The organism is Zhongshania borealis (assembly GCF_039539625.1).
GTDB classification, from domain to species: domain Bacteria; phylum Pseudomonadota; class Gammaproteobacteria; order Pseudomonadales; family Spongiibacteraceae; genus Spongiibacter; species Spongiibacter borealis.
Map to the genome: position 1 here is coordinate 566576 of NZ_BAABDM010000001.1, position 23304 is coordinate 589879.

A 23304-nucleotide genomic window follows, 5' to 3' on the forward strand; every position below is an offset into this window, starting at 1 on the left:
AGGACTTTGCCGTATAATTGGCCTCTGGGTAAATTGGCCTGCGCGATCAAATTGCGTTGCAGGTATGTAATGAACAGTGTTGGGATATTCAATGTCAGGAAATAGCATCGGTAAATTGTTCTCTGTCACCACCTTTGGTGAGAGTCACGGCCTGGCCTTGGGTGCAGTAATTGACGGCTGTCCGCCGGGCTTGGCCTTGTGTGAAGAGGATTTACAGATCGACCTTGATCGCCGTAAACCGGGTACCTCGCGGTATACAACGCAGCGTCGCGAAGATGATGTGGTTAAGATCTTATCTGGTGTGTTTGAGGGCAAAACGACAGGCACCTCAATTGGTTTGTTAATTGAAAATACTGACCAGCGCTCTAAAGATTACGGCAAGATCAAAGACCGATTTCGGCCAATGCATGCAGACTACACCTACCAGCAAAAATATGGCGCGCGGGATTACCGTGGTGGCGGTCGGTCGTCGGCAAGAGAAACGGCTATGCGCGTGGCGGCCGGGGCTGTCGCTAAAAAGTACTTAGCCAGCCAATGCGGAATTGAAGTGCGCGGGTATTTATCGCAACTCGGGCCCATCGCTATTGATACGGTGGATTGGGCTGTTGTGGAAAACAATCCCTTTTTCTGCCCAGATCCCGACAAAATCCCACTTATGGAAGACTATATGCAGAAGCTGCGTAAGTCTGGCGACTCCGTTGGTGCCAAGCTAACGATTGTGGCTAGCGGCATGCCGGTAGGTCTAGGTGAACCTGTATTTGACCGTTTAGACGCAGATATTGCCCACGCCTTAATGGGCATCAACGCAGTGAAGGGCGTTGAGATCGGCGCCGGCTTTGATTGCGTTGACGCGCTTGGGAGTGAACACCGCGACGAACTCACTCCAGAGGGCTTTACCTCTAATAATGCCGGCGGTATTTTAGGGGGCATATCGAGTGGCCAAGATTTGGTCGCGCACCTCGCTCTGAAGCCCACTTCGAGTATTTTGGTGCCGGGTAAAACCGTTGATATCGACGGTAATCCCGTTGAAGTTATTACCACGGGTCGTCATGACCCCTGCGTAGGTATTCGCGCAGTGCCTATTGCTGAGGCCATGGTTGCGATTGTGTTGATGGATCATCTTTTACGTAACCGTGGTCAGAACGGTGGCGTGCACTCGACTACCCCGGTTATTCCCGCAGCGCAATCTTGATCCTGGCATGAGTGCCGCGCTGCCGTATTGGCGTCTGTCGGGCTTTTACTTTTTTTACTTTGCGCTATTGGGTACATGGGTTCCGTATTGGACCTTGTATTTGAAGTCATTGGGCTTCCGCTCCGAAGAAATAGGTGTTTTAAGTTCCTTGGTGATGCTCACTAAGATCTTGGCACCAAGTCTTTGGGGCTGGCTTGCAGACAGCTATGGCTACCGCAGTCGAATTATTCGGCTTGGTGCATTCATGGCCATGCTCGCATTTACCGGAGCGTATTTGCGATCAGATTTTTGGTGGCTGGCTGGGGTTATTATTAGCTACAGCTTCTTTTGGAATGCGGTGTTGGCGCAGTTTGACGTGCTAACTCTCTCGCATCTTGCGGGTCGCTATGGGCGCTACAGCCTTATTAGGGTATGGGGCTCGGTCGGTTTTATTGTCGCGGTACTTGGCGTTGGCTGGTGGCTGGATCATCATCCGATAGCGCAGCTTCTGTATCTCATCTCGATCTTACTCAGTGGCATATGGCTGGCTAGTTTGCTGGTTGCAGAAAAGCCGGGGGGACTGCGCCAAGATGCGCAGCGGCAATCACTTAAGGGTATTTTGCAAAAGCCGGCGGTGATCGCCTTTTTTGCAGTAAGCTTTTTTCTGCAACTGTCGCACGGTCCGTATTACACTTTTTTTAGTATTTACCTCGAAGCACAGGCTTATTCGCGAACTTTGATTGGCGGTCTGTGGTCTTTGGGGGTAATTGCCGAAGTGCTCCTTTTTCTGTTTATGCATCGCGTGCTCGCGCGCTTTAGTCTGCGTGTTATCGTGCTGTGGAGCTTAGGGTTGTCTGTGCTGCGGTGGTTGCTCATCGCCTATTTTGTCGAGTACCCAGCCGTGCTAGTGCTCGCGCAGTGTTTACATGCAGCCAGTTTTGGTAGCTTTCATGCTGCCGGTATTGAGATTATTCGCCATTGGTTTACTGGTCATCACGGCCAGGGCATGGCCTTGTACAGTGGTTTAAGCTTTGGCTTGGGCGGCGCCTGTGGTGCGCTGTTAAGCGGCTGGGGGTGGGACTTCAGTGCGCAGCAGTGTTTTCTAGCTGCCGCAGTGGCTGCCGGGGTGTCGTATGGCGTAGCGTGGCGTTGGTTTGACCTAAAAACCGAGCCAAGTCCGGTTTAAGTCAATAATATGCTGGCTGCAGAGCCGGACCTTTTGTAGACTCGCTGAGAGTTATTAATACAGGTAAGACCATGGCCCAGGAATCCGTCGTTTACGGTTGCATTACCGATATGCTATTTGCCCGTGACCTCAGCGAGCTCGATAATCGCCGGGATAATAACCAGCTGGTCACAGCGCTGTTGCCGGCCGCTGAAGATTGGCCGCTGTTGTGTAGGGAAATGTTTTCGGCGCCGCGGCCAGCGTTTGATTTTGGTGATTGCCAGACCGACGTTATTCATTTTGGTAGTTCCTATAAAGCGATTGAACACGAGTGGGACGAGTGGCTCCGGCAATTTGAAAATATGTTACTCAAAATGTACTGGGTTAGTGCTACGGTGCACTTACAAACGGCCTATAACGGCAGTCACACCTTTGTCTGGCAAGCTGAAGAAGATTTTCATGCGCCGGGGCAGGGCACTGGCAAATTGCGTTGTGAGTGGGTGCGCGAAGATACTTTGGGGTGAATTTTCGCATTCGCGCCGATTCAGAAACTTCTAAATAATAGGCTCAGTGTGGATAGCAGTTTACTTCAGGATTATATAAAAACCGCCAAGCGTTACCGCACCCCGGTTTTGGCGGTACTGGCAACGTTGATGTTGGTCTGCTCTGCCGTGTGGAGCTTTGATGTACCCTGGCGGGATATTGCCGAGTACTTTTTACTCTGTGTGCTTGGGGTCGGTTTTGTAGCGATGCTATCCGCTGTCTTGGTATTTATTCTAAAACGTCTGCGGGCGTAGCGTGTTAAAGCCAGCCACAGGCCCTCAGCTCAATACGATATCGACACTAAGTTGCTCGGCAATTTGATCAAGGCTGTCCTCTAGTTCGTCCAAGTCACAAGCTGCAGGCATTTCTGCACTGACGTGGGCTTCAAATAGCGGGTCACCGCTCATCGCGGCACTTGTGATATTTGAACTCATTTCAATCACGTTAATTTGCTGCTGTTTAAGTGCGCGACTGACCTCACGAACAATGCCGGGTCGATCATTGCCCAAAATGTGCAGTTTGCATAATTTATTATTCGCACTGGGTGCAGTGGAGCTCGCACCCGGCTGAATGTGAATGGTTAAGCCCTCAATATTTAAACTACTAAGGGCGTTACTGAGCTCGTCGATATCGGCTTCAGCGACGGCGACTCTGACTATCCCCGCGAACTGTCCCGCGAGCTGGGTCATTCGACTTTCGAGCCAGTTACCTTGGTGGTCAGAAACAATATCTGCTAAGCGTTCAACGAGGCCAGGGCGATCCTGGCCGAGAAAAGTAAAAACCAATGAGCTATTCACGGCGTACCCTTATTCTTTATTGGAGTGTTAATACTAGAGTATAGTCTGGCCAGATTGCGAGTGTAAGTGAGGATTGCGATGAAGGTAATTGTGGATTTTTGCATCATTCCCCTTGGCGGGGAGATATCGTTAACACCTTATATTGCAGCGTGCCAAAAAATTCTTGCCGGAGCGGGCTTGCGGCATCAATTGCATGCCTATGGCACCAATATTGAGGGAGAGTGGGACACGATAATGACAGCGGTTAAGCATTGCCATATGCGTGTGCATGAGATGGGCGCGCCGAGAATATCGACTCAGTTAAAGATTGGCAGTCGCTGTGATCGTGAACAAAGCATGATCGACAAAGTCGAACATGTGCAGGACTTTTTGGCGCAGTCCAAAACCGAATATTAATCAATAGAGGGATCAGTTCATGGCAAAGAAGCGAGTATTACTTGGTGTAGTCGGCTTATTGCTTATTGGCAGCGTGCAGGCTGAGGTGCTTAATGATGACGTTAATTGGCTTGGGGTGGTGGATGGCAGTCACCGCAGTGCAGAGAATCGTGCGCGAGACCAATATCGGCACCCCGTGCAAACCTTGACGTTTTTCGGCGTGCAACCCTGTGACCACGTCGTTGAGTTGTGGCCAGGTGGTGGCGGTTGGTATAGCGAAGTATTGGCTCCCTTAGTACGCGATTGTGGCAAATTCTACGCCGCGCAATTTTCAGCGAACAGCGATATTGGCTATTACGTTAAATCACGGCAGTCCTATGTGGACAAATTGGCTGCTAGTCCTGCAGTCTACGACCAGACTGTAATTACCACTTTAGAGGCTCCCGAATATCTTGCTATTGCGCCAGAGGCAAGTGTTGATAAGGTTCTGACCTATAGGAACGTCCACAACTGGCTTAAAGCGGGTGTCGCCGAGCAGGTGTTTGCTGCGGCCTTTACCGCGCTGAAACCTGGCGGTGTATTCGGCGTGGTGGAGCATCGCGCGGATAGCGATGCGAGCATGGCAGAGATGGTGAAAAGTGGCTATGTCAGTGAGCAGGCCGTTATAGCGCTTGCTGAAGCGGCTGGATTCTTGCTGCTTGATAGCAGTGAAGTCAATGCAAACTTAAAGGATAATCACCATCATCCTGCGGGCGTTTGGACATTGCCGCCAAGTTTACGTTTAGGCGAGCAGGACAGGGCAAAGTACTTGGCGATTGGCGAGAGTGATAGGATGACACTTAAATTTGGTAAACCTGTACATGAATGATAATGATTACGTTGAAATCCCTTGGCAAAAGCTCAGCCCTGAAGCGTTTCAGGGCATGCTAGAGGAGTTGGTGAGCCGAGACGGTACTGACTACGGAGAGCAGGAGCTTAGTACTGATGCCAAAATAAGCCAGTTGCGAAATGCACTGGCGCAAAAGCGCGCTGCGATTGCTTTTTGTCCAGACAGTGAGAGCTGGACGGTAATTGATAAAACTTAGCATGCTGATAGGCGCTTTTTATTAAAATTACAGCGACGATTTCGTCGCTTTTTATGTTTCATTTGGACGTGTTAATGACGATAGCCGTAGATCACACCCTGGATACCTGCGGATTGTTCTGCCCGGAACCAGTGATGATGTTGCACAATAAAATCCGCGATATCGCCTCGGGCGAGGTGCTGGAAATTATTGCCACGGACCCTGCGACGACCCGAGATATTCCGAAGTTTTGTAATTTTCTCGGTCATACCTTGCTGGGCAAAGAAGAGACCGAGAAACACTACCGCTATTTTGTACAAAAAGCCTGAGGCGTTGGCCGTTTATTCACGCTAGCTAATTACGATTGCAACAGTTGCGAAAGGGCGCGGGTCGCAACTGGGCCGCCAGCTTTTATCTGGTTGGCGATGTGATATTGGAAAAAGTAACGGAACGTCGGGTTTTTCTGTACGGCAAATAGGCATGGGTCGCCGGCAAGGATGGGCGAATGCCTTGCGAGGCGAATATTTGCCACCATAGCGTCTAAGTGTCCATTTTGCTCCAGGCGCCAACTAATTACCGGTTGAAGCTCAAATTCCTTGTTCTCGCCAAGTAGTGCGGCGTGGCTGCCGATAAAGTCGGGGAATTCCTGTACAAAGTCATCTGCGGCAGGCTTAGGGTAGGTCATCATTATATCTAAGGCGGCTATATGGTGTGGCGGTACTTCATTAAATCGGCGCTCCTTCGCTGGGTCGTAATAGCCTTGGGATTGACCGGCCTCTGGATCAACTAAATCAATACAGCGTGAAATCGTGTTCAGCCAGGGAAGTAAGGCAACGTTTTCGCCACTGGCGAGTCGAGCCCAGCCTAGAATTTTTACGGCGTAGAGCTTGTCGCGACTCAGCGCGTGGTGGGCATAGAGTAGGCAGAGGCCTTCGTATTCGGGGGATACGCGGAGAATTCTATGTTGCTCAACGCGAGAGGGGCGTTGAGGAAACGGGATAATCTTCGCTGAAGAATATTTGCCAAAGTTACGTGGAGCCATAACATCATTCCTCACGTAGCGGGCGGTACATCGCGCGGCTATGGTCTGAAACATGTGGCTTGAGGCGCAAAATCCACCTCATTGCTCGTCATGCTTTTTCGCAAAGACGGTGCGTGGATGTCCCTTTCTGTTAAAATTACTCTCTGTTTTCGGTTTTGCCAAGTGCTATGTGATGAGTCTTTGTTATTTTGCTTATGGTTCCAATATGAATCCTGCCCGAATGAAGGCGCGGGGTTTATTGTTCAGTAACGCAGAAAGCGCACGTTTGCTGGGCTACCGTCTTACGTTTAATAAACGCTCTCACTGTACCCCCGGCGTTGCCTATGCCAACGTAGTCCATAGCAGTTTAAGTGCAGTAGAAGGGGTGTTATATACCTTGGAAGACCACCGAGCGCTGAATGTTATGGATGGCTTTGAAGGTACGCCTGTGCGCTATAGTCGAGAGTGTATGTTATTGCATACGGCATCGGCCCCAAAGTCGGCGTGGATTTATGTCGCCAACCCCGCTTTTGTTGAGGACGACCTTCTGCCTGAGAGTAATTATTTAGCCCATTTAATGGCTGGCGCACAGTATTTGTCGCCTGAGTATTTGGCTATGCTGCATGCTCAGCCTTGCCGACCGTCTGTTGTTACACTTGGTGATAGTGGGTTGCTATACAATGCCTGAGGCGTGCAGGGTCACTGCGAGCTCTGAGAGTGAGGTGATCAGCGCGGTGTTTGCCGACTACTTTGCCGAGACCTACAAGACCATGCTGGTTGGTGGCGGTGATGAGCCATTTTACCAGCCGTCTAGTGCAGGCCATGAATTCCATCAAATTGTCTACCGCGCTGACTACGCCGCAAGTGCGCTACATGAGGTAGCTCACTGGTGTATCGCTGGGCAGGCTCGGCGGCAGCTTGCTGATTATGGCTATTGGTATGAGCCGGATGGTCGCAATATTGAGACTCAGCGAGTATTTGAGCGCGTGGAAGTTCGTCCGCAAGCTTTAGAATGCTTGTTTAGCATTGCTGCAGGGCGCTCCTTTGGTGTCAGTATAGATAATCTTGGCGGCGATGAAATTGACCCATTTCCCTTTCAATTGGCAGTTTGGCAGCAGGTGCAAGTGTATTTGCGACAGGGCTTGCCGGCCCGCGCCGAACAGTTTCGTTGCGCATTAGCTGACTACTTTGGCACGGTTCGCATACTTCGGGAGCTAGAGGTACCTCTCATTTATATTTTATAAATCTTATTAATTTCAATTAGTTGTTTAGTATTTGCTTGGTAAATTCTATAGGGTTTTTCATTGAAAATAGTGGTGGACGAAAATATTCCCGGCGCGGTGCAGTGCTTTGGGCAATTTGGTCAGGTAGTGACTCGCAGTGGTCGCCAGATTGGTCCAGAGGATGTATTAGATGCGGATGCCTTGATTGTGCGGTCGGTCACCAAGGTGAATCAGGCCTTATTAAACGGCTCGTCTGTTAAGTTTGTTGGCTCGACCACGATCGGCAGCGATCACCTCGAGATCGACTATTTGCGCGCGCAGGGTGTTCGTTTTTGCACTGCGCCGGGCTCCAATGCCGAATCGGTAGTGGACTATGTTCTCAGCGCGATTTGTCGACTTGATGGCTTATTAGAGAAGCTTTTAGCTGGCGGCCGTGTTGGTATTGTTGGTTATGGGAATGTGGGGAAGCGATTAGGTCACCGGCTCAGCGCTCTCGGTATTCCTTGGCTAGCCTATGATCCGCTGTTGGATCCTCAGTTGTACACCTGCCTGCGGCCACTTGACGAGGTACTTTGCAGTAGCATGCTATGTCTACATGCGCCCTTGACGGTTTCTGGGCCGTTTCCGAGCGTTCATATGCTCGACGCCTGTGCTTTGCAAACAATGCCGAAGAATGCCGTGCTTTTAAGTGCGGGCCGCGGTGAGGTTGTTGCCACCGCCGAGTTGTTGGCTTTGATCGATAGTCGGCCAGATATTCGTTTAGCTTTGGATGTGTGGGAAGGCGAACCGGAGTTCGCGTCAGCGTTGGCTCAGCGCTGCGCGATAACGACACCCCATATTGCAGGGTATAGCGTTGACGGCAAAAAGACTGGTTTACGCATGGTTGCCGCCGAGCTGGCTGATTTCCTTGGCCGGGACTTGAGTTTGGATGATGGGGGGGAGTCGCCAGTGCCCGTTGTCAATTGTGTGGGTGATAGCGCCGCGATGGTGATTCGCGAGGCGGTTTTGGCCGTTTATGATGTAGCGGAGGACAGTAAACGTTTCAGCGAGATAATTCATGCTGCTGAGCGCGGTCGTCAGTTTGATTTGCTACGTAAGCACTATCCACCGCGCCGGGAACTTGCCTATTGTGATCTGCGCGCTGCAAATCCCGCGATGGCTAGTCTGCTGCGCGCCGTGCAAGGTGGCATATAAATTCGGCTGGAGTGTCTTGTAAATCGTGTAGCGAGTTTTCGATCATGTTATTGCTAATCGGAATTTCACGTCCATTTTCGTCAATAATTGCGCCGAGGTAGTCAGTGTTTCGGTCGGATTGGCAGGTGTTTCCCGTGTTTTGGCGACTCACAGCGTTTTCCCTCAGTTTTAAAGTGTATTTATGCGTTCATTTGGCCACGACGGAAGGCTGCTGTCCCTAGGTATTTTACGAAATAGAATTTTTCTTCTTGCGGTGGTCGATCCATGCGCGCGAGTTACTAGAAAGGACGATCATGTTTAAATTGGGCTTAATTGTTAATCCGGTAGCTGGCGCGGGCGGCCCCCTTGGTTTAAAGGGGAGTGATGACCTAAAGGGTAGCGATGGCCGTTCGGAGGCACGGGCTTTACGCTGTTTGGCGCATCTTGCTAAGTGTGGGCAAGATCAACTATGTATTTTTGGCTATAGCGGCGCCATGTCCGCGCAAAGTAAGGAAAGCAAAGAGTTAGCGGGATTCCCCTTTGTGTCGGTGGGAGCACCGTTACCCGGTGCCGCGACTCAGGCTGCTGATACGAAAGCTGCAGCGCAGGCCCTAATGGCAGCAGGGGTGGATTTACTGTTGTTTGTCGGTGGTGATGGTACAGCGCGCGATGTCTTTGCTGCTATTGGCACTGGTGTTCCGGCGTTAGGTGTTCCTGCAGGCGTGAAAATGCATTCTGGAGTCTATGCGGTGAGTCCAGAGAGCGCAGCGGAGATCGTACTGGCGTTGATTAATGGCCGCTTAGTTGATGTCGATTTAGCGGAGGTTCGCGATATTGATGAGGCGGCCTTTCGCCAGGGTCGCGTGAGCTCGCAATACTATGGCGAATTACTGGTGCCTCGTGTCGGCGGCTATTTACAGCATGTTAAAGCGGGTGGCCGCGAAGTTGAGGAGTTGGTGGTGGCTGATATTGCTGAAGAAGTCATTGCCGAGATGGACCCCAAGGCCTTGTATTTAGTGGGACCCGGTAGTACCACTCAAGGTGTCATGTTGGCCCTTGGTTTAGACAATACCCTCCTAGGGTTCGACCTGGTCTGTGATCGGCAGCTGCTGGCTAAAGATTTAAACGCCAATGCTATTACTAAGGCGATAGCAGGTCATAGTGGTCCGGTTAAAGTGCTGATCACGGCAATTGGTGGTCAGGGGCATATCTTGGGTCGCGGCAATCAGCAGCTAAGTCCAGAGTTGATTCGCAATATTGGTCGGGGAAATTTTATGGTGTTGGCGACTAAAACAAAAATCAGCGGCTTGGCCGGGCGACCGTTGTTGGTGGATAGCAATGACCTAGCGCTTGATAAGTCCTGGGAGGGCTATATTCGTGTGGTTACTGGTTATCGCGATTCCATTATGTATCGAGTGAGTGCGTCTGGTGAGTGATTTTAATAGCTTTGCTCGGTTCAGCGAATTTGCAGGGTGGCCTGAAAAGATTCGGCAGGCGGAAGGCGCTGTGCGTCTCTTTCATGGTCGGGGCCAGTGTTACGCAGGATTTGAATACTTCAGCGTCGACTACTTTGCGCCGGTGTTGTGGATAGTCCTGTACCGGGAGCCTGAGCCTGAATTTTGGTCGGCATTTTGCGCGGCGCTAAAGGCAGAGGTTGGCGCTGATTGCGCTGCGGCAGTTGTTCAGAGTCGGTATCATGACTCACCAGCAAGCTATTGTTTGTGGGGAACTATTCCGAATAATTTTTCTGTTCGCGAGGGCGCTGCGGAGTATTTGGTCGACCTAAGTGCCAAACAGAATATTGGCTATTTTATGGATATGCAGCCTGCCCGTCGGTGGCTAAGTGAGCGGGCTGAGGGTAAGCGAATTCTAAACCTGTTTGCCTACACCTGCGCATTTTCGGTAGCGGCAGAATTAGCTGGCGCAAAAAGGCTTGTAAATATCGATATGAGCAAGGGCGCACTGCAAGTTGGCCGTGAAAATCACCGTCGCAATGGGGCACGATTAACCATCAGCGGCGAAGACGCCGAACTTAAATTTTTAGGCCACGATATTCTAAAGTCGTGGGGACGTTTACGAAAATTAGGTCCTTACGACATTGTGATTTGTGACCCACCTTCCCTGCAGAAGGGCAGTTTTAATGCGGTGAAAGACTACCCAAAGTTAGCGCGGCGATTCGGTCCGCTGCTGCCGGATGGCGGGGACCTATTGGCTTGCTTAAATGCGCCGTATTTAGATGAGGCCTTTTTACGTGAGGTAATGGCGGAGTATTGCCCAGAGGCTGAATTTATCGAACGATTGGCGGGGCGGCTCGACTTCCCGGAGCAAAATCTTGATCGCTCATTGAAAGTATTGCATTACCGGCTCAAGCCGCACTCCAAGGGGGGAGTGGTTTGAGCCGGTAATGTCTGGTTAGCTTGTTTTGAGTTGCTTGCGGTAGCGCGCGAGGAAGTTACCTAGGCGCTCAATAGCATCCGCTAGATCGAGTTTGTTAGGCAAGAAGACGAGGCGGAAGTGATCGGCGTCCGGCCAGTTAAATCCTGAGCCAGGCACCAATAATATTCTTTCCTGGTTCAACAGCTCAAGAATCATTTTTTCATCATCTTTAATTGGATAGACCTCTGGGTCTAGCCGCGGGAACATGTAAATTGCGCCCTCGGGTTTAGTGCAGCTAAGCCCGGGTATCTCATTGAGCATTTTATGAGCTAAATCGCGTTGTTCTAGCAGGCGGCCGCCGGGCAGGATTAACTCATTAATACTTTGATAGCCACCCAATGCGGTTTGTATCGCGTGCTGTGCGGGAACGTTGGCGCAGAGGCGCATAGAAGACAAAATATTGAGGCCTTCAATATAGTCGGTTGCGCGGTCCTTGGCGCCTGACACGATCAGCCAGCCACTACGAAAACCCGCCAAACGGTATGCCTTGGATAGGCCGTTAAAAGTCAGGCATAAAATATCTGCTTTTAAGCTGCCAATGGGGATATGCACTGCCTCGTCGTAAAGAATCTTGCTGTAGATCTCGTCGGCAAATACCACCAGATTGTGTTCTTCGGCAATAGCGACGAGTTGTTCTAGCAATTCCCGACTGTAAACTGCGCCCGTCGGGTTGTTAGGATTGATAATAACGATGGCTTTTGTGTTTGGTGTTATCTTGCTGAGGATATCATCAATTGATGGTTCCCAGTTTTGCTCTTCTTGGCAAAGATAGTGCACAGGCGTTGCGCCAGATAGGGACACAACTGCTGTCCATAGCGGGTAATCTGGCGCAGGAATCAAAACCTCATCGCCTTGGTTTAGAAGGGCTTGGGTCGCCATACTGATTAATTCGCTGGCACCGTTACCTAGGTAAATGTCGCCGACTTCAACGCCGGGTATGCCAATTTTCTGGCATTCTTGCATAACCGCTTTGCGGGCGCTGTATAAGCCTTTAGAGTCACTGTAACCCTCGCTGTCGGGCAGCATTCGAATAACGTCTTGAATGATTTCATCTGGGGCGTTAAAGCCAAAAGGGGCGGGGTTACCGATATTGAGCTTGAGGATACGGTAACCTTCCTCTTCTAATTCATTGGCGCGCTCTAAGACTGGGCCGCGAATGTCGTAGCACACGTTATTTAATTTTTTAGACTTATGGTAGAAACTCATTTCCTGCCTTCTTAATAGGCTGCAATGCCTGATTTTTTACTTGGGTTGGCCAACGCACTCGGGCGTCGCGCGGACTGTGCTAATTCTAGGGTGCTAATTTTGTTTCGGCGATGTAATACTGGTGGCGTATCGCTTTCGAAACATAATAGATTGATTATACGGCGTTGTAGTGCACAAGGTGGAGAGGTTTTCGTGGAAAAAATAGTGAAATCAGATCAACAATGGCAGGAACTTCTCTCAAATGAGGAGTTTCAGGTTTGCCGCCAGAAGGGAACCGAGCGCGCATTTAGCGGTGAGTATGACGGGGAAAAAGCTGAGGGTGTCTATACTTGCCGGTGCTGCGGCTTGGCATTGTTTAGATCCGACACAAAATATGATTCGGGATCTGGGTGGCCCAGTTTTTACCAGGCTGCCGACGGCGAAGTGGTTGCAGTGAATAGGGATGTTAGCCACGGGATGGTGAGGGAGGAAGTGGTTTGCGCCCGTTGTGACGCCCATTTAGGTCACGTTTTTCCGGATGGTCCGGCGCCAACCGGACTGCGGTACTGTATTAATTCGCTATCGTTAAAGTTAGACAAAGACAAGGTTGGCTGATTGTCGTGCAGATTGCTTATTAAATAACCATTATTGGGCTCTATTTTGATTTATTTCACTTTAGAGTCAAATGCGACTTGACGTCGGCGCCTAAGGTTTTTAGAATTCGCGCCACTTTCAGACAACAAGTGACTCGGAGTCTGGAAGGTTTGCGGCGTCCCCTTCGTCTAGTGGCCTAGGACACTGCCCTTTCACGGCAGTAACAGGGGTTCGAGTCCCCTAGGGGACGCCATTATTCCACTGTGTTGATGCGTCGACACGGTTAAAAAAGAGAAGCAGAAATGCTTCTCTTTTTTTTTGAAAAAATTTGATATTGGCATGAAAATATCCTTGACGGGGTGGGGTAGTCGCTCTAGAATGCGCGCTCTTTCAAGGACAGCAGCATTGTTCTGGAAAGAGCTCGCGGCGTCCCCTTCGTCTAGTGGCCTAGGACACTGCCCTTTCACGGCAGTAACAGGGGTTCGAGTCCCCTAGGGGACGCCAATTAATTTGCGTCACAGCGCGTAAATTTGTCAGTTTGCAGAGTAGTCTGTTTATTGACAGCTTGATGAAAACTTTTTATCATGCAGACCGCATTGGTTTGAGATAAAAACTCTTTTTAATCAAGGCTGTACGGCATATGTGGAATTGATTTAAGCTTGGTTTAAATCTAATGTCGTGATTTGCGGGAATAGCTCAGTTGGTAGAGCGCAACCTTGCCAAGGTTGAGGTCGGGAGTTCGAGCCTCCTTTCCCGCTCCAAATTCTAAAAAGCGAAGCATCTGCTTCGCTTTTTTTTTGTCTGAGGTTTTTGTGTCGACCGATAGATTACACACTCGCGGTAATGCGCGAATGTGTGGCTAGCCCTTAATGCAGACCAAATTGCTGAGCCCTGATGTTTCGATAAGATGCCTCAGGTGTTTCAACGCATTGCTCGTAGTACAGCTCTTCAATTGTTTGGTAGCGTTGTAACTCATCATCACCCAGGTAATGCAGGCAGTCGCCACCAAAGAACCACAGTAAATCGCGGTGTACCTGCGGGGTAATATCAGGGTAGTGGCTGATAATGTGGGTTATGATGTCTTGGCCAAGCGCAATGTAGTCGTCGCTTTTGGCAAAGCTGTCGGTAAGGCGGCTTATTTTGTCGAGCAATTCAGTACTACTTTCTTCGCTGTGCGCGGGGTGGTTTGGCAGTATTTTTGCGCAGTGCCCGTGTAATTCGGCACAGAGCTGGAAGTAGTAGTCATTTCGTTTTGTCACGGGGTCTCCAAAGCGGATTAATGCAGATTGCTTCTGCGTACTGTCGTCTCTGCGCTAGTGTATTCCATCACGCTAGCGTGGCAAAATAGTCGGCTTTTCACACGATGACCAAATTTAGGGAACTATTATGGCGATTGCCTTAGAAATTAAGGGATTACGCAAGGTTTACGACAATGGTTTTGTGGCGCTGAAAGGTATTGACCTTGAGGTACAGCAGGGTGATTTTTATGCGCTGTTGGGACCGAACGGCGCGGGTAAATCCACCACAATAGGTATTGTGTCATCACTCGTTAAAAAAACGGCCGGCGAAGTGCGTATTTTTGGCCATTCGATCGATGATAATTTGGCTGCCGCGAAACGCGAAATTGGTTTGGTGCCGCAGGAATTCAATTTTTCGAACTTTGAATCGGTCTGGGATATTGTTGTAAATCAGGCTGGCTATTACGGTTTAAGCCGGAAAGTGGCTAGCGAGCGCGCCGAAAAATACCTTAAAAAGCTCGGTTTATGGGATAAGCGTCAAGTCGCTTCGCGGATGTTGTCTGGTGGTATGAAGCGGCGTTTAATGATTGCGCGCGCTTTAGTGCATGAGCCGCGCCTCCTTATTTTAGATGAGCCGACGGCAGGTGTGGATATCGAATTGCGGCGTTCTATGTGGGAATTTCTTACAGAGATTAACCGTAGTGGCACAACAATTATATTAACCACCCATTATCTGGAAGAGGCGGAGAGTTTATGCCGCCACATTGCGATAATTGATGCTGGCAATATTGTCGAGAACACGACAATGAAGTCATTGCTCAAGCAGTTGCAAAAAGAAACTTTTATCCTCGACGTTCGCGATGGCATTAGCGCTGACGCTACGGTTCCTGGTTTTGAAACGCGCGTGGTTGATGATCATACGCTTGAGCTTGTGCTTAAGAAGGGTACTTCGCTCAATGAGGTGTTTGTTGCGCTAAATAGTTGCGGGATTGAGGTGAGCAGTATGCGGAACAAGGCTAACCGGCTTGAAGAATTGTTTGTGGCGCTATTGGCAGCAAAGTAGCTGACTCCATATTTAAAAGGGTGAAACAGGAATGACAGTAGCAGAGCAGTGGATAGCGTTTTACACAATTGTCCGAAAAGAAATTAGGCGCTTTCTACGTATTTGGATGCAAACCTTGTTGCCGCCGGCGATTACAATGTCCTTGTATTTCGTGATCTTTGGCGCCTTGATTGGCTCCCGCATCGGTCAGATGGGTGGCTTTAGCTATATGGAGTTTGTGGTTCCCGGCTTGATTATGATGTCGGTGATCACCAATGCATATTCCAATGTGGTGTCGTCGTTTTTTGGGGCTAAATTTCAGCGATTTGTAGAAGAGATCTTGGTGTCACCCATGTCCAATAACACGGTGCTTTGGGGCTTTGTTCTCGGCGGTGTGACGCGGGGCTTATTGGTTGGCTTAATCGTCACCGCCTTGTCCTTGTTTTTTACCACGTTGCATATTCAGCACATTGGAGTAACGATTGCGATCGTACTGATGACCTCGATTATGTTTTCGCTCGCCGGTTTCATAAACGCTGTTTTTGCAAATAATTTTGATGATGTTTCTATTGTTCCTGTATTTGTACTAACGCCGCTTACCTATTTGGGTGGCGTATTTTATTCTATCGATTTACTGCCGGATTTTTGGGCAGGGGTGTCGCGCCTTAATCCGATGCTTTACATAGTCAATGCCTTCCGCTACGGCGTGCTAGGCGTGTCTGATGTCAATGTTGTTACGGCGTTTGTAATGGTTGGGGTGTTTACCTTGGCGGCTTACGCATATTGTATGTATTTATTACGTAGCGGTACTCGACTGCGTCAGTAAGGGTATTTTGGCGCCACCAGTGAAAATAGCTAGGACTGGATAGTATGAGCAAACACCCGGGGCATGGCCCGCTAGGCGAGCAGGTTAGTTACCCTGGTCAGTATGATCCTGGCTGTCTCTATCCTATTCCTCGGCAAGCGGGGCGAGATAGTTTAGGTATTGGCGCGGCGTTACCGTTTAGTGGTGTTGATATTTGGAACGCTTATGAATTGTCTTGTTTAAACGAAAAAGGCAAACCTTTGGTGGGCTGCGCCGAGTTTCGCGTTCCGGCAGATTCGCCAAATATCATCGAGTCAAAGTCCTTCAAGTTATACCTAAACTCCTTCAATCAAACGCGGCTTAGTGGCCTCGATGCGATGGCGCAGATCCTAGGTCAAGACTTGAGCCGAGCAGCGGGTGCCGATGTGGAGGTGGTGATTTACTCCCCAGATTCCTGGTGTGCTGGTTACGGTATTGCGCCGCCACAGGGTGAGTGTATCGATAATTTAGACATCAGTCCCGACGCGTATCAACCGAGCCCCATGCTGCTATCAACAAATGCCAAGGAAATCGTCACTGAAACCCTCTATAGCAATCTGCTGCGCTCGCGCTGCCCAGTTACCTCTCAGCCGGATTGGGCGAGTATTGAAATTCAATATCGTGGTTCCCGCATTGATCGTGAGGGCTTATTGGCTTACGTGGTGTCTTTTCGGGAGCATGACGATTTTCATGAGCAATGCGTAGAGCAAATTTTCTGTGATATCAGCCGGTATTGTCGGCCAGAAACCTTAAGCGTGTATGCGAGATATTTGCGGCGTGGTGGTCTGGATATTAATCCTTGGCGTAGTAACGACTCGTCCGCGCAGGCTGAAAACAGCCGTGGAGCCCGGCAGTAAGGGAGGATTAGGTGCTAGCCTGCCATTCAGACACAACCGAGGAGAGTTTTTAAAGGTAGGCGTCGAAATTGGTGGATTTGCTTATGAAGGCGTCCGCGCCAAGGCTAATGCATTCATTCATTTCGCGGTACGAGACTGTTTGCATAACGATATAAATGTGACTGTATCTCTTGTCCTTACGGATTTTCTGCAGAGCAGTTTTGCCATTCATACGCCGCATACTAATATCTAAAAAAATGACGTCAGGAAGTTCAGCTTTCTCCTTTCGCTGAAGCTCCTCTATTAATAGCTCGCCGTCTTCGATTTCGCACAGCTGTGATTGTGTGCCAATGCGATTGAGGGTTTCTTTAAAAATGATCCGGTCGGCCGGAGAATCATCGACAATCCAAAAGTTAGGGTTTCGGCGCTCTGTCATGAAGGTTCTCACTCACTACGATGTTTCATTTAGGATAAAGGTGGTGGAAATATTGAGATGTAAGTGTTTTCCCGTATGCAGCTGATGTGTTTTCTGCCGATATTTACGTGATGGTAGGTAGTTGAACGGATTTCACTGGGCGTAGTGGGGGGGCATAATTGCGAACATAATTCATGCGCTCAGGAGTATTGCATGCTTATCGCAAGTTACTTACTTGGCTACGATGACGATGACAACGTATGTCATTTAGCAGTTGATAATATTTTGCCGGATGCAAAGCAAGGTTTTGATTATACCCTCTATCCTCGAAAATCAGGATCGGGGCAGGAAATTCAGGATTTAGTCTTATTGTTTGGCCAAGAAAATGCGCCCAACAAGCTGGTTTGTCTTCCAAATATCCCGCCGTCGGTGATTGCCCATTTACATTCAGGCGAGCCATTGCAGATTATTGACTTTGCTTATGGCCGTGTTATCCGCCTGCGTTTGGCGGTTCCTTTATACCAGCAGCAGTGTGCTTAATATGAGTTTTTGGCGTAAAAGTAAATCGAGCGCGTTGGAGGCCAAGCATTATTCCATGCACGGCCCCCAGTCAACGATCACATTGTGCCCCATTAGCCAGCGCATGAGCTATTCGGCTAATTTTTCTGCACAAACTCCCGAATCCATTGCGGACCGTATTCAAGCGGACTACCGCTTTTCGCCCGACACTGAAATGCTGAATTATTTCAGCAAGCTGTCCGTGCGCCTTTCTAAAGCGGAAGAGTAGGTTCTAAGCCCAGTTAAACCATAAATTTCCGCTGCACTCCTTAGCTTCCTTGTTTATTATGTCCCCCAGATTTTCATTTGCTGGGGTTACTGTGTCAGATATAAACAATCGCCAGGCATTTATCACAATGCTTGGTTTACAAGACCGAATGAATGCTAAAGTTCACTCCGACTGGAGGAATCAGGGTTTTGCTTGGTGTCGTGCTGCATGGATAGAATGCGCCGAGTTGATGGACCACTACGGCTATAAATGGTGGAAAAAACAAGACGCTGATATCGAACAGGTTCAGCTTGAAATTGTAGATATATGGCATTTTGGCCTGAGCGCCATGTTTAGACCGGGGGCGGATATTGACACCCTGGCCGGCGAAATTGTCAGCGAACTCAGCAATTATGAGCCGTCTAATAAAGGTGTGCTGGAAGCTACTGAGTCACTTGCGGCTTATTGCTTACGCTCGAAATCCTTCTCAGTGACGCTGTTTTGGGACCTAATGGCTGCGGCTGAACTTAGTTTTGATCAGCTGTATAAGCAATATGTCGGGAAAAACGTACTTAATTTCTTCCGGCAAGATCATGGCTACAAGGATGGCAGCTATATTAAGGTTTGGCAGGGCGAGGAAGACAATGTGCATCTTGTTGAGATTCTTGCGAGTGCAGATATCGCGTCGCCGCAATTTGCCGATGACGTATACCAGCGTCTTACTGCTCGCTACCCTGCGGCTTAATTATGCCTTCAGATAAAGTCTCTACTTCTGCACTTGCCAAACTGGGTGAAATACCGGTTCAGCAGCTCTTTTCGGTGTTAAAAGACTATACGTGGATACGTAAAACCGACGACGGCTGGGCTTTAACGGCCAAGGGTGAGTTTGAAGGCGGGAGCTATGTGAATAGTAAGCGTTATGGCCGCTATATCGTGTGGCCCACATCGTTACTTGATCACCCGCTTTTTCAAGCAATCGATAGCAATAAGTTATTGTCGGCGGCGGCATTGGGACGGGCTGAGGGGTTTAGCGGCCGCGAGATCAATAGGATGTTGGTCGAAATCGCTTGGCTAAAGCCTAGCTCGCGTGGGTGGGAGTTGACTGCGCAAGGCGTAAAAGAGGGTGGTCAGGTTTTTGAAAGCCAGCAAAGTAGCCTGAGTTACGTACTTTGGCCGGAAGATATACGTCATCGGCCTGGTTTTAAGGATATTGTTGCAGCATGCCGGGGTGATGAGATAGAAGTCGGGGGGCTGTTTGCAAACAGTGGTAATGAGCTGCTGAGTATTGACGGCAAGGCCTGTAAAAATCGCGCGCATTGGTCACTTGCACAGTGGTTGTATTTAGCCGGTATACGCTATGCGATTTACCGGCCGTTGCCGGTCGGCGAGTGTTTGATTAGTGATTTTTATCTACCAGATAGTGGTGTGTATATTGAGTACTGGGATGCTGAAGATCACTCGGATGCAATCTCGGCCCGTATGCGGCGAGCGGAACTGTGTAAAAAGCTCGGCTTTAGTGTGCTTGATGTACATCCGGAAGATATTGCCAATTTAGACGATTACCTTAATCGTCACCTGCAAAACTTAGGTGTCGATTTTTTCTAAGATTGAAGTTCAACAGGCTAGCGGCCGAGCTCCTGATCAATGGCATGGGCCAATGCGAGGTCTTTGGCGCTTAGCCCCCCAGCGTCATGCGTGGTTAGCGCAATGCTTAGGTTCCTGTATACATTGCGCCACTCGGGATGGTGGTCTATTTTTTCGGCGTGCATTGCAATTTTAGTCATAAAGGCAAAGGCGCTGATAAAGTTTTCAAACTCCAGGTCGGCGCAGAGTTTACCCTCACGTAACTCCCATCCTTTTAGCTGCGCTAGTGCATCGCTGATTTCTTGATCTGTTAGCTTAATAGTCATGTCAGGCCCTTTTTGTCAGAAATACACCAGATTCCATATGGTGAGTGTAAGGGAACTGATCAAACAACGCGAAGTCCTGCACCACATGTGATTTTGTTAGTATTTCCAAATCCCTGTGCAAGGTTTCGGGGTTGCAGGAGATATATACGATGCGTTGGAAGCCGGCAATAAATTCACGGCTCGCCTCGTCTAAGCCCGCTCGCGGCGGATCAACTAATACGGTGTCGATTGCGTAACTGTCTAAGTCGACGTTGGCCAAGCGTCGGAAGCTGCGCTCTTTGTTTAAGGCAGAGGTGAGGTCCTCGCTGGACATACGCAGCATAACTGCGTTGTGCACCGCATTCATGGCAAAGTTCTCGTGAGCGGCCTTTACCGAGGTTTTAGATATCTCAGTGGCTAGAACCCGGCGGAAATGGCTGGCCAACGGAATGGTGAAATTGCCGTTGCCACAATACAGTTCTAACAAATCAGTTTCTGGATTCTGTCCGCAACGGGCCTTTGCCCAGCTCACCATTTTTGCGTTCACTTCGCCATTCGGCTGCGTAAATCCGCCTTCGTATTGATGGTAGGCGTAATGTTTGCCATCGACGGGTAATTGCTCGAGAACATAGTCCCGGTCGAGTACTATTTTTTGCTTTTTACTGCGGCCGATAATTTGAATTTTAAACTTTGCGGCGACTGCTTCGGCGGCGACTTGCCATTCGTCATCTAGGCGGCGGTGGTAAATAAGGGTTACCAGCATGTCGCCACTGAGCGTGCTTAAAAAATCAATTTGGTACAGGCGGGTACTTAAGATCGCTTGCTCGCTTAAGGCTTGGCGCAGCGGCTCCATAAGCGTACAAATAGTTTGTGACGCGGTAGGGAAATGGTCGATCCGAACGGGGACTTTCGGCGCTGCAGGGTCAAACATGGCGTAAAAGAAATTCTCGCCCTCATGCCAAATGCGGAACTCGGCTCGCAGTCGATAGTGCTCTGGCGCGGAGGGGTAAATCTCGGCTTGGGGTAGCTGTAGGTCTTCAAATCTAGCGCTAACCGTATCAACCTTCTCTGTTAATAATGTGGGGTATTCTGCTGGGTTTAGCGGGCTAAAACTCATACATTTTCCGTAGCTGTGGTATTGAGTCGCAGGCGATTGCGCTGTTGCCAAATGGCGTCGGCGCGGGCGAGGCACTGCTCTTGGCTTAATTCTGGGCTTCGTAGCTGCAGGGTAATGGCGATTGTGCCTTGTATGGCAAGGCGGCCGTAGTCACTGATTTTGTCATCGCACCAAGCGCTGAGTAGATCTTTTATTGGCAAGAGGTCTAGTTTATCTTGGCGACCATCCAGCATTCTCGGCCATTCGGTTTCCGCCAAAACGCCGTTATGCACAGTTTTTACGCGGCAGGTAGCCTCGGGTTTGCGTTCAGCTTCCCCGGCTTCTCCTTTAAAGACGACAGCATGTGCCTGCCCTAATAAGGCGGCTGCTTGTTGGTGATTGTCGGCATAGGCGGGGTGAAAAATACTTTGAATGGAGTAGTCTGCCGCCAAGGGGTTTAGCAGCCGCGACAAGGTGTGTACTGGTGATCGTAGGCCAAACTGCGCGCGCAGATCGATCATGCGCTGCAGTGGCGTAGAGAAGCAGCCTAGCGGCAAATAGGCAAAGTTGCGGCTATTTAATCTGTCGCTCACCGTGTGCCAGTCGCTGGCGCAGGGTTCGCCCAGCGCATCGAGCACCTGCTCACTATAAACACGCTCCGCGGTATGGCCGGCCGCGCCGTGCATAAACACGCGCAGGCCACTGTCTGCCAGTGCCAGCGCCGCCAATAAGTACCAAGGCTGCTGGCGACGTTTTCCCGCGTAGCTAGCCCAATCTAGATCGACCGCAATATCTGGGGCATTGAGGGTTGTGCGAATTGCGCTGACAAATCCGGCGAGCTCTTGGAAGCTTTCCTCTTTGACTCGCAGCAGCATAAGGAAAGCCCCTAACTGCACATCTTCTACTTCGCCGCGCATAATCATGCCCATCGCGTCGTAGGCTTCATCTTGGCTGAGGGAGCGCGAGCCAGTCTTACCTTTGCCGAGAATGCGGACATATTGCGCAAATGGATGTTCGGTCATAGTGCGATTAACTCGGAAGTAAAATTACAGGCAGTTGTCGGGGCGAGGTAGGCCAGCGATTTTACTGAGTGACTTTGCCGGGCTGTCGGGAAAGTACTTAAGAAAATAGAGGCTGTTGCCTTTGTCGTCGCCGAGCTCTAGCTTGGCGTATTTTACCAGTGGGCGCATCGCCGGGGACAGGCCAAATTGCTGGTAATAACGTTGTACTAGGTGAATTAACTGCCAATGGCCATCACTCAGCTGAATATCGCAGTTAGTCGCGAGCTGTTCGGCAACGGCTGGTGACCAGTCATTTAAGTCTTTCAAGAACCCATCTGGGTCGGTGGCAATATCAAGGCCATTTACGGTGATGCTAGCCATATCACCAGCTCAAACAGTGGGCGTGTTGCGCGCAGAGATTCACAAAGCCGGCGTAGTCTACGGTGTTGATTTCAGGTGCTGGGGTTATGCCGCGGCGATCTAGGTCATCTTGCAAAGCGGACGTCGTTATATTGGTATGCGCTAGCGGTAGTGAAGACGCAGCGAGCAGGACAGCGTTCTCGATAAGAATAATGGCATCACCGTCGTTTAGGCTGAAGCGGCAGCGGTTGAGGCTGGCGGGACTATTTAAGATATGTAGGCTCACCTAAAAACTCTGTATTCGGTCAGCGCTGCGCAATAAGTCAGCGAGTTGTGTGGAGGAAAGTGCTTTTGCATGGGGTACCAGCATCGCCGGTGAAATATTACGCGAGCTGCAATCCTCGCTGATGAAATAAAGGTCTTCGACTTCATACAGCGGCAGCGCGTTAATAACCCCGATATGGGGCTTCTTCTCTGTATTACCGCGATTTTGCTCGCTGAGCAATTGGTAAATTGCGTCTTGGGCAAAAACGAGGCCGACTTGTTGGTCAAAAGCCGCGGTTGCCAATGCCATGTCAAGCGCCTCCCTAGCGATGCTTTGGCCATAGGATGCTTGTGTAAACAGATATAGGAACTTCACTAGGCGATACCGCCAAAGCGAATGATACGGTCAGCGTGGAGGCAGGCATCAACCCACTGGCCTAGGCCACCGATTGTGAAACCCTTGGCCAGATTGTGACCGTCGAGTTCATAACGCGCAGCTTCTTTGTCGTCAACTATACCGCGCCGCAATGCGCTGGATATGCAGACCACAAGATCGAGTTCATAGCGTTCTTGTAAGGACGTCCATTGAATTGGCACTGCGATTTCATCTTGCGGGGGCGTGATAAATCGATTGGCACAATGCACGCCATCATTGAAAAAAAAGACTCGGTAAATTTGATGGCCACTATCAAGTGCCGCTTGGCAAAAGCGTAGGGCGGTTAAACTGGCTTGATCGGTGCAGGGTTGTCCGCTTACGAGTAAGGCGAAACTAAGGCTCACAGGAGCCTCAGTTTCGTTGCGGAGGT

Annotated in this window: 34 protein-coding genes and 3 tRNA genes; 24 read left to right on the forward strand and 13 right to left on the reverse strand. The window is 49.9% G+C overall.

Features of this window, described 5'->3' with window-relative positions:
* Nucleotides 1-91: 91 nt before the first annotated feature.
* The 4 genes from aroC (at nt 92) to ABD836_RS02580 (ending at nt 3133) form a co-directional block, all read left to right on the forward strand.
* Nucleotides 92-1192 carry a chorismate synthase gene (aroC, locus tag ABD836_RS02565; RefSeq protein WP_344932207.1) on the forward strand — a complete coding sequence of 367 codons (1101 nt, stop codon included), beginning with the start codon at nt 92-94 and terminating at the stop codon, nt 1190-1192.
* A 7-nt stretch (nt 1193-1199) separates the two neighbouring features.
* A complete protein-coding gene (locus tag ABD836_RS02570; RefSeq protein ID WP_344932208.1) occupies nt 1200-2357 on the forward strand; it encodes an MFS transporter in 1158 nt (385 codons plus the stop codon).
* A gap of 71 nt (nt 2358-2428) precedes the next feature.
* Nucleotides 2429-2860, forward strand: coding sequence for a hypothetical protein (locus ABD836_RS02575; protein WP_344932210.1), 432 nt, complete (start codon nt 2429-2431; stop codon nt 2858-2860).
* Between the two features lie 48 nt (nt 2861-2908).
* Nucleotides 2909-3133: a hypothetical protein gene (locus ABD836_RS02580; RefSeq protein ID WP_344932211.1), complete on the forward strand. Its 225-nt coding sequence runs from the start codon at nt 2909-2911 to the stop codon at nt 3131-3133.
* 24 nt (nt 3134-3157) lie between these two features.
* Here ABD836_RS02580 and ABD836_RS02585 read toward each other — a convergent pair whose 3' ends face one another.
* Nucleotides 3158-3676 (reverse strand): glycine cleavage system transcriptional repressor, encoded by a 519-nt coding sequence (locus ABD836_RS02585; RefSeq protein WP_344932212.1) that lies wholly within the window; start codon nt 3674-3676, stop codon nt 3158-3160.
* 78 nt (nt 3677-3754) lie between these two features.
* On the opposite strand from ABD836_RS02585, the gene ABD836_RS02590 reads away from it, so the two are divergent.
* From ABD836_RS02590 to tusA, 4 genes are all read left to right on the forward strand, one after another.
* Complete coding sequence (locus ABD836_RS02590; protein ID WP_344932213.1) at nt 3755-4072, forward strand: MTH1187 family thiamine-binding protein; 318 nt, start codon at nt 3755-3757, stop codon at nt 4070-4072.
* Between the two features lie 19 nt (nt 4073-4091).
* Nucleotides 4092-4919, forward strand: a complete 828-nt coding sequence (locus tag ABD836_RS02595; protein ID WP_344932214.1) for a class I SAM-dependent methyltransferase — start codon at nt 4092-4094, stop codon at nt 4917-4919.
* The gene (locus ABD836_RS02600; RefSeq protein WP_344932215.1) at nt 4912-5136 is read left to right on the forward strand and encodes a YheU family protein; all 225 of its coding nucleotides are present in this window, start codon (nt 4912-4914) and stop codon (nt 5134-5136) included. Before ABD836_RS02595 ends, ABD836_RS02600 begins: the two co-directional genes overlap by 8 nt.
* Before the next feature lie 74 nt (nt 5137-5210).
* Entirely contained in the window at nt 5211-5444 is a 234-nt protein-coding gene (gene tusA, locus ABD836_RS02605) for a sulfurtransferase TusA (RefSeq protein ID WP_344932217.1), read from the forward strand.
* Between the two features lie 29 nt (nt 5445-5473).
* Here the strand turns inward: tusA and ABD836_RS02610 are convergent, their stop codons facing one another.
* Nucleotides 5474-6157, reverse strand: coding sequence for a hypothetical protein (locus ABD836_RS02610; protein WP_344932218.1), 684 nt, complete (start codon nt 6155-6157; stop codon nt 5474-5476).
* A gap of 172 nt (nt 6158-6329) precedes the next feature.
* Here ABD836_RS02610 and ABD836_RS02615 point away from each other — a divergent pair, with 172 nt between their 5' ends.
* The 3 genes from ABD836_RS02615 (at nt 6330) to ABD836_RS02625 (ending at nt 8553) form a co-directional block, all read left to right on the forward strand.
* Complete coding sequence (locus tag ABD836_RS02615; protein WP_344932219.1) at nt 6330-6824, forward strand: gamma-glutamylcyclotransferase family protein; 495 nt, start codon at nt 6330-6332, stop codon at nt 6822-6824.
* Nucleotides 6817-7380, forward strand: a complete 564-nt coding sequence (locus tag ABD836_RS02620; RefSeq protein ID WP_344932220.1) for an elongation factor P hydroxylase — start codon at nt 6817-6819, stop codon at nt 7378-7380. Before ABD836_RS02615 ends, ABD836_RS02620 begins: the two co-directional genes overlap by 8 nt.
* 69 nt (nt 7381-7449) lie before the next feature.
* A complete protein-coding gene (locus ABD836_RS02625; RefSeq protein WP_344933565.1) occupies nt 7450-8553 on the forward strand; it encodes a 4-phosphoerythronate dehydrogenase in 1104 nt (367 codons plus the stop codon).
* Here the strand turns inward: ABD836_RS02625 and ABD836_RS19475 are convergent.
* Nucleotides 8519-8704, reverse strand: coding sequence for a PA1571 family protein (locus tag ABD836_RS19475; protein ID WP_425583001.1), 186 nt, complete (start codon nt 8702-8704; stop codon nt 8519-8521). The two genes, ABD836_RS02625 and ABD836_RS19475, sit on opposite strands and share 35 nt — an antisense overlap.
* 142 nt (nt 8705-8846) lie before the next feature.
* On the opposite strand from ABD836_RS19475, the gene ABD836_RS02630 reads away from it, so the two are divergent.
* Nucleotides 8847-9968: an ATP-NAD kinase family protein gene (locus ABD836_RS02630; RefSeq protein WP_344932221.1), complete on the forward strand. Its 1122-nt coding sequence runs from the start codon at nt 8847-8849 to the stop codon at nt 9966-9968.
* Nucleotides 9961-10929 carry a class I SAM-dependent methyltransferase gene (locus ABD836_RS02635; protein WP_344932222.1) on the forward strand — a complete coding sequence of 323 codons (969 nt, stop codon included), beginning with the start codon at nt 9961-9963 and terminating at the stop codon, nt 10927-10929. The genes ABD836_RS02630 and ABD836_RS02635 overlap by 8 nt, the downstream gene beginning before the upstream one ends.
* 15 nt (nt 10930-10944) lie before the next feature.
* On the opposite strand, the gene ABD836_RS02640 is transcribed toward ABD836_RS02635, so the two are convergent.
* The gene (locus ABD836_RS02640; RefSeq protein ID WP_344932224.1) at nt 10945-12174 is read right to left on the reverse strand and encodes a pyridoxal phosphate-dependent aminotransferase; all 1230 of its coding nucleotides are present in this window, start codon (nt 12172-12174) and stop codon (nt 10945-10947) included.
* A 204-nt stretch (nt 12175-12378) separates the two neighbouring features.
* Here ABD836_RS02640 and msrB point away from each other — a divergent pair, with 204 nt between their 5' ends.
* From msrB to ABD836_RS02660, 4 genes are all read left to right on the forward strand, one after another.
* Nucleotides 12379-12768, forward strand: a complete 390-nt coding sequence (msrB, locus tag ABD836_RS02645; protein ID WP_425583002.1) for a peptide-methionine (R)-S-oxide reductase MsrB — start codon at nt 12379-12381, stop codon at nt 12766-12768.
* A 156-nt stretch (nt 12769-12924) separates the two neighbouring features.
* Nucleotides 12925-13000: transfer RNA gene (locus ABD836_RS02650), tRNA-Glu, on the forward strand.
* Nucleotides 13001-13175: 175 nt separating this feature from the next.
* Nucleotides 13176-13251, forward strand: a tRNA-Glu gene (locus tag ABD836_RS02655).
* A 181-nt stretch (nt 13252-13432) separates the two neighbouring features.
* A tRNA-Gly gene (locus ABD836_RS02660) sits at nt 13433-13508 on the forward strand.
* Nucleotides 13509-13613: 105 nt separating this feature from the next.
* Here the strand turns inward: ABD836_RS02660 and ABD836_RS02665 are convergent.
* Nucleotides 13614-14006, reverse strand: a complete 393-nt coding sequence (locus tag ABD836_RS02665; protein ID WP_344932226.1) for a PA2817 family protein — start codon at nt 14004-14006, stop codon at nt 13614-13616.
* Nucleotides 14007-14133: 127 nt separating this feature from the next.
* Between ABD836_RS02665 and ABD836_RS02670 the strand changes: the two genes are divergently transcribed.
* The 3 genes from ABD836_RS02670 to queF are packed head-to-tail and all read left to right on the forward strand — an operon-like array spanning nt 14134 to nt 16728.
* Entirely contained in the window at nt 14134-15048 is a 915-nt protein-coding gene (locus tag ABD836_RS02670) for an ABC transporter ATP-binding protein (RefSeq protein ID WP_344932227.1), read from the forward strand.
* A gap of 31 nt (nt 15049-15079) precedes the next feature.
* Entirely contained in the window at nt 15080-15853 is a 774-nt protein-coding gene (locus tag ABD836_RS02675) for an ABC transporter permease (protein WP_344932228.1), read from the forward strand.
* A 44-nt stretch (nt 15854-15897) separates the two neighbouring features.
* On the forward strand, nt 15898-16728 hold the full coding sequence (gene queF, locus ABD836_RS02680) for an NADPH-dependent 7-cyano-7-deazaguanine reductase QueF (RefSeq protein WP_344932229.1): 831 nt from the start codon (nt 15898-15900) through the stop codon (nt 16726-16728).
* 49 nt (nt 16729-16777) lie between these two features.
* Here queF and ABD836_RS02685 read toward each other — a convergent pair whose 3' ends face one another.
* On the reverse strand, nt 16778-17143 hold the full coding sequence (locus ABD836_RS02685; protein WP_344932230.1) for a response regulator: 366 nt from the start codon (nt 17141-17143) through the stop codon (nt 16778-16780).
* 192 nt (nt 17144-17335) lie between these two features.
* On the opposite strand from ABD836_RS02685, the gene ABD836_RS02690 reads away from it, so the two are divergent.
* The 4 genes from ABD836_RS02690 to ABD836_RS02705 all read left to right on the forward strand — a co-directional run bounded on the left by ABD836_RS02690 (nt 17336) and on the right by ABD836_RS02705 (nt 19493).
* Entirely contained in the window at nt 17336-17662 is a 327-nt protein-coding gene (locus ABD836_RS02690) for a hypothetical protein (protein ID WP_344932231.1), read from the forward strand.
* A gap of 1 nt (nt 17663) precedes the next feature.
* Nucleotides 17664-17909 carry a hypothetical protein gene (locus ABD836_RS02695; protein ID WP_344932233.1) on the forward strand — a complete coding sequence of 82 codons (246 nt, stop codon included), beginning with the start codon at nt 17664-17666 and terminating at the stop codon, nt 17907-17909.
* Between the two features lie 127 nt (nt 17910-18036).
* Nucleotides 18037-18633 carry a dUTP diphosphatase gene (locus ABD836_RS02700; protein ID WP_344933566.1) on the forward strand — a complete coding sequence of 199 codons (597 nt, stop codon included), beginning with the start codon at nt 18037-18039 and terminating at the stop codon, nt 18631-18633.
* 2 nt (nt 18634-18635) lie between these two features.
* Complete coding sequence (locus ABD836_RS02705; RefSeq protein WP_344932234.1) at nt 18636-19493, forward strand: hypothetical protein; 858 nt, start codon at nt 18636-18638, stop codon at nt 19491-19493.
* Between the two features lie 17 nt (nt 19494-19510).
* Here ABD836_RS02705 and ABD836_RS02710 read toward each other — a convergent pair whose 3' ends face one another.
* From ABD836_RS02710 to tusD, 7 genes are read right to left on the reverse strand one after another with little or no spacing between them, the layout of a single operon-like run.
* Nucleotides 19511-19798: a 4a-hydroxytetrahydrobiopterin dehydratase gene (locus ABD836_RS02710; protein WP_344932236.1), complete on the reverse strand. Its 288-nt coding sequence runs from the start codon at nt 19796-19798 to the stop codon at nt 19511-19513.
* Between the two features lies 1 nt (nt 19799).
* Nucleotides 19800-20894, reverse strand: a complete 1095-nt coding sequence (gene trmA / locus ABD836_RS02715) for a tRNA (uridine(54)-C5)-methyltransferase TrmA (protein WP_344932237.1) — start codon at nt 20892-20894, stop codon at nt 19800-19802.
* Nucleotides 20891-21895: a glycosyl transferase family protein gene (locus ABD836_RS02720; protein ID WP_344932238.1), complete on the reverse strand. Its 1005-nt coding sequence runs from the start codon at nt 21893-21895 to the stop codon at nt 20891-20893. Before ABD836_RS02720 ends, trmA begins: the two co-directional genes overlap by 4 nt.
* Nucleotides 21896-21919: 24 nt before the next feature.
* Nucleotides 21920-22255: a TusE/DsrC/DsvC family sulfur relay protein gene (locus ABD836_RS02725; RefSeq protein WP_344932239.1), complete on the reverse strand. Its 336-nt coding sequence runs from the start codon at nt 22253-22255 to the stop codon at nt 21920-21922.
* A gap of 1 nt (nt 22256) precedes the next feature.
* A complete protein-coding gene (gene tusB / locus ABD836_RS02730; RefSeq protein WP_344932240.1) occupies nt 22257-22520 on the reverse strand; it encodes a sulfurtransferase complex subunit TusB in 264 nt (87 codons plus the stop codon).
* Entirely contained in the window at nt 22521-22874 is a 354-nt protein-coding gene (gene tusC, locus ABD836_RS02735) for a sulfurtransferase complex subunit TusC (RefSeq protein WP_344932241.1), read from the reverse strand.
* On the reverse strand, nt 22874-23278 hold the full coding sequence (gene tusD / locus ABD836_RS02740) for a sulfurtransferase complex subunit TusD (protein WP_344932242.1): 405 nt from the start codon (nt 23276-23278) through the stop codon (nt 22874-22876). Before tusD ends, tusC begins: the two co-directional genes overlap by 1 nt.
* Nucleotides 23279-23304: the final 26 nt, after the last annotated feature.

Excerpts from the sequence above, each read along its gene's own strand:
- ABD836_RS02610 (WP_344932218.1), bottom strand. The coding sequence starts at position 6,157 with ATGGCTCCACGTAACTTTGGCAAATATTCTTCAGCGAAGATTATCCCG.
- ABD836_RS02710 (WP_344932236.1), bottom strand. The coding sequence starts at position 19,798 with ATGACTATTAAGCTAACAGATCAAGAAATCAGCGATGCACTAGCGCAG.
- ABD836_RS02670 (WP_344932227.1), top strand. The coding sequence starts at position 14,134 with ATGGCGATTGCCTTAGAAATTAAGGGATTACGCAAGGTTTACGACAAT.
- ABD836_RS02675 (WP_344932228.1), top strand. The coding sequence starts at position 15,080 with ATGACAGTAGCAGAGCAGTGGATAGCGTTTTACACAATTGTCCGAAAA.
- queF (WP_344932229.1), top strand. The coding sequence starts at position 15,898 with ATGAGCAAACACCCGGGGCATGGCCCGCTAGGCGAGCAGGTTAGTTAC.
- ABD836_RS02595 (WP_344932214.1), top strand. The coding sequence starts at position 4,092 with ATGGCAAAGAAGCGAGTATTACTTGGTGTAGTCGGCTTATTGCTTATT.
- ABD836_RS02720 (WP_344932238.1), bottom strand. The coding sequence starts at position 21,895 with ATGACCGAACATCCATTTGCGCAATATGTCCGCATTCTCGGCAAAGGT.
- ABD836_RS02685 (WP_344932230.1), bottom strand. The coding sequence starts at position 17,143 with ATGACAGAGCGCCGAAACCCTAACTTTTGGATTGTCGATGATTCTCCG.
- ABD836_RS02620 (WP_344932220.1), top strand. The coding sequence starts at position 6,817 with ATGCCTGAGGCGTGCAGGGTCACTGCGAGCTCTGAGAGTGAGGTGATC.
- ABD836_RS02570 (WP_344932208.1), top strand. The coding sequence starts at position 1,200 with ATGAGTGCCGCGCTGCCGTATTGGCGTCTGTCGGGCTTTTACTTTTTT.
- ABD836_RS02590 (WP_344932213.1), top strand. The coding sequence starts at position 3,755 with ATGAAGGTAATTGTGGATTTTTGCATCATTCCCCTTGGCGGGGAGATA.
- ABD836_RS02690 (WP_344932231.1), top strand. The coding sequence starts at position 17,336 with ATGCTTATCGCAAGTTACTTACTTGGCTACGATGACGATGACAACGTA.
- ABD836_RS02705 (WP_344932234.1), top strand. The coding sequence starts at position 18,636 with ATGCCTTCAGATAAAGTCTCTACTTCTGCACTTGCCAAACTGGGTGAA.
- ABD836_RS02630 (WP_344932221.1), top strand. The coding sequence starts at position 8,847 with ATGTTTAAATTGGGCTTAATTGTTAATCCGGTAGCTGGCGCGGGCGGC.
- ABD836_RS02575 (WP_344932210.1), top strand. The coding sequence starts at position 2,429 with ATGGCCCAGGAATCCGTCGTTTACGGTTGCATTACCGATATGCTATTT.
- aroC (WP_344932207.1), top strand. The coding sequence starts at position 92 with ATGTCAGGAAATAGCATCGGTAAATTGTTCTCTGTCACCACCTTTGGT.
- ABD836_RS02640 (WP_344932224.1), bottom strand. The coding sequence starts at position 12,174 with ATGAGTTTCTACCATAAGTCTAAAAAATTAAATAACGTGTGCTACGAC.
- ABD836_RS02725 (WP_344932239.1), bottom strand. The coding sequence starts at position 22,255 with ATGGCTAGCATCACCGTAAATGGCCTTGATATTGCCACCGACCCAGAT.
- ABD836_RS02615 (WP_344932219.1), top strand. The coding sequence starts at position 6,330 with ATGAGTCTTTGTTATTTTGCTTATGGTTCCAATATGAATCCTGCCCGA.
- ABD836_RS02695 (WP_344932233.1), top strand. The coding sequence starts at position 17,664 with ATGAGTTTTTGGCGTAAAAGTAAATCGAGCGCGTTGGAGGCCAAGCAT.
- ABD836_RS02600 (WP_344932215.1), top strand. The coding sequence starts at position 4,912 with ATGAATGATAATGATTACGTTGAAATCCCTTGGCAAAAGCTCAGCCCT.
- tusA (WP_344932217.1), top strand. The coding sequence starts at position 5,211 with ATGACGATAGCCGTAGATCACACCCTGGATACCTGCGGATTGTTCTGC.
- trmA (WP_344932237.1), bottom strand. The coding sequence starts at position 20,894 with ATGAGTTTTAGCCCGCTAAACCCAGCAGAATACCCCACATTATTAACA.
- ABD836_RS02700 (WP_344933566.1), top strand. The coding sequence starts at position 18,037 with ATGCTTGGTTTACAAGACCGAATGAATGCTAAAGTTCACTCCGACTGG.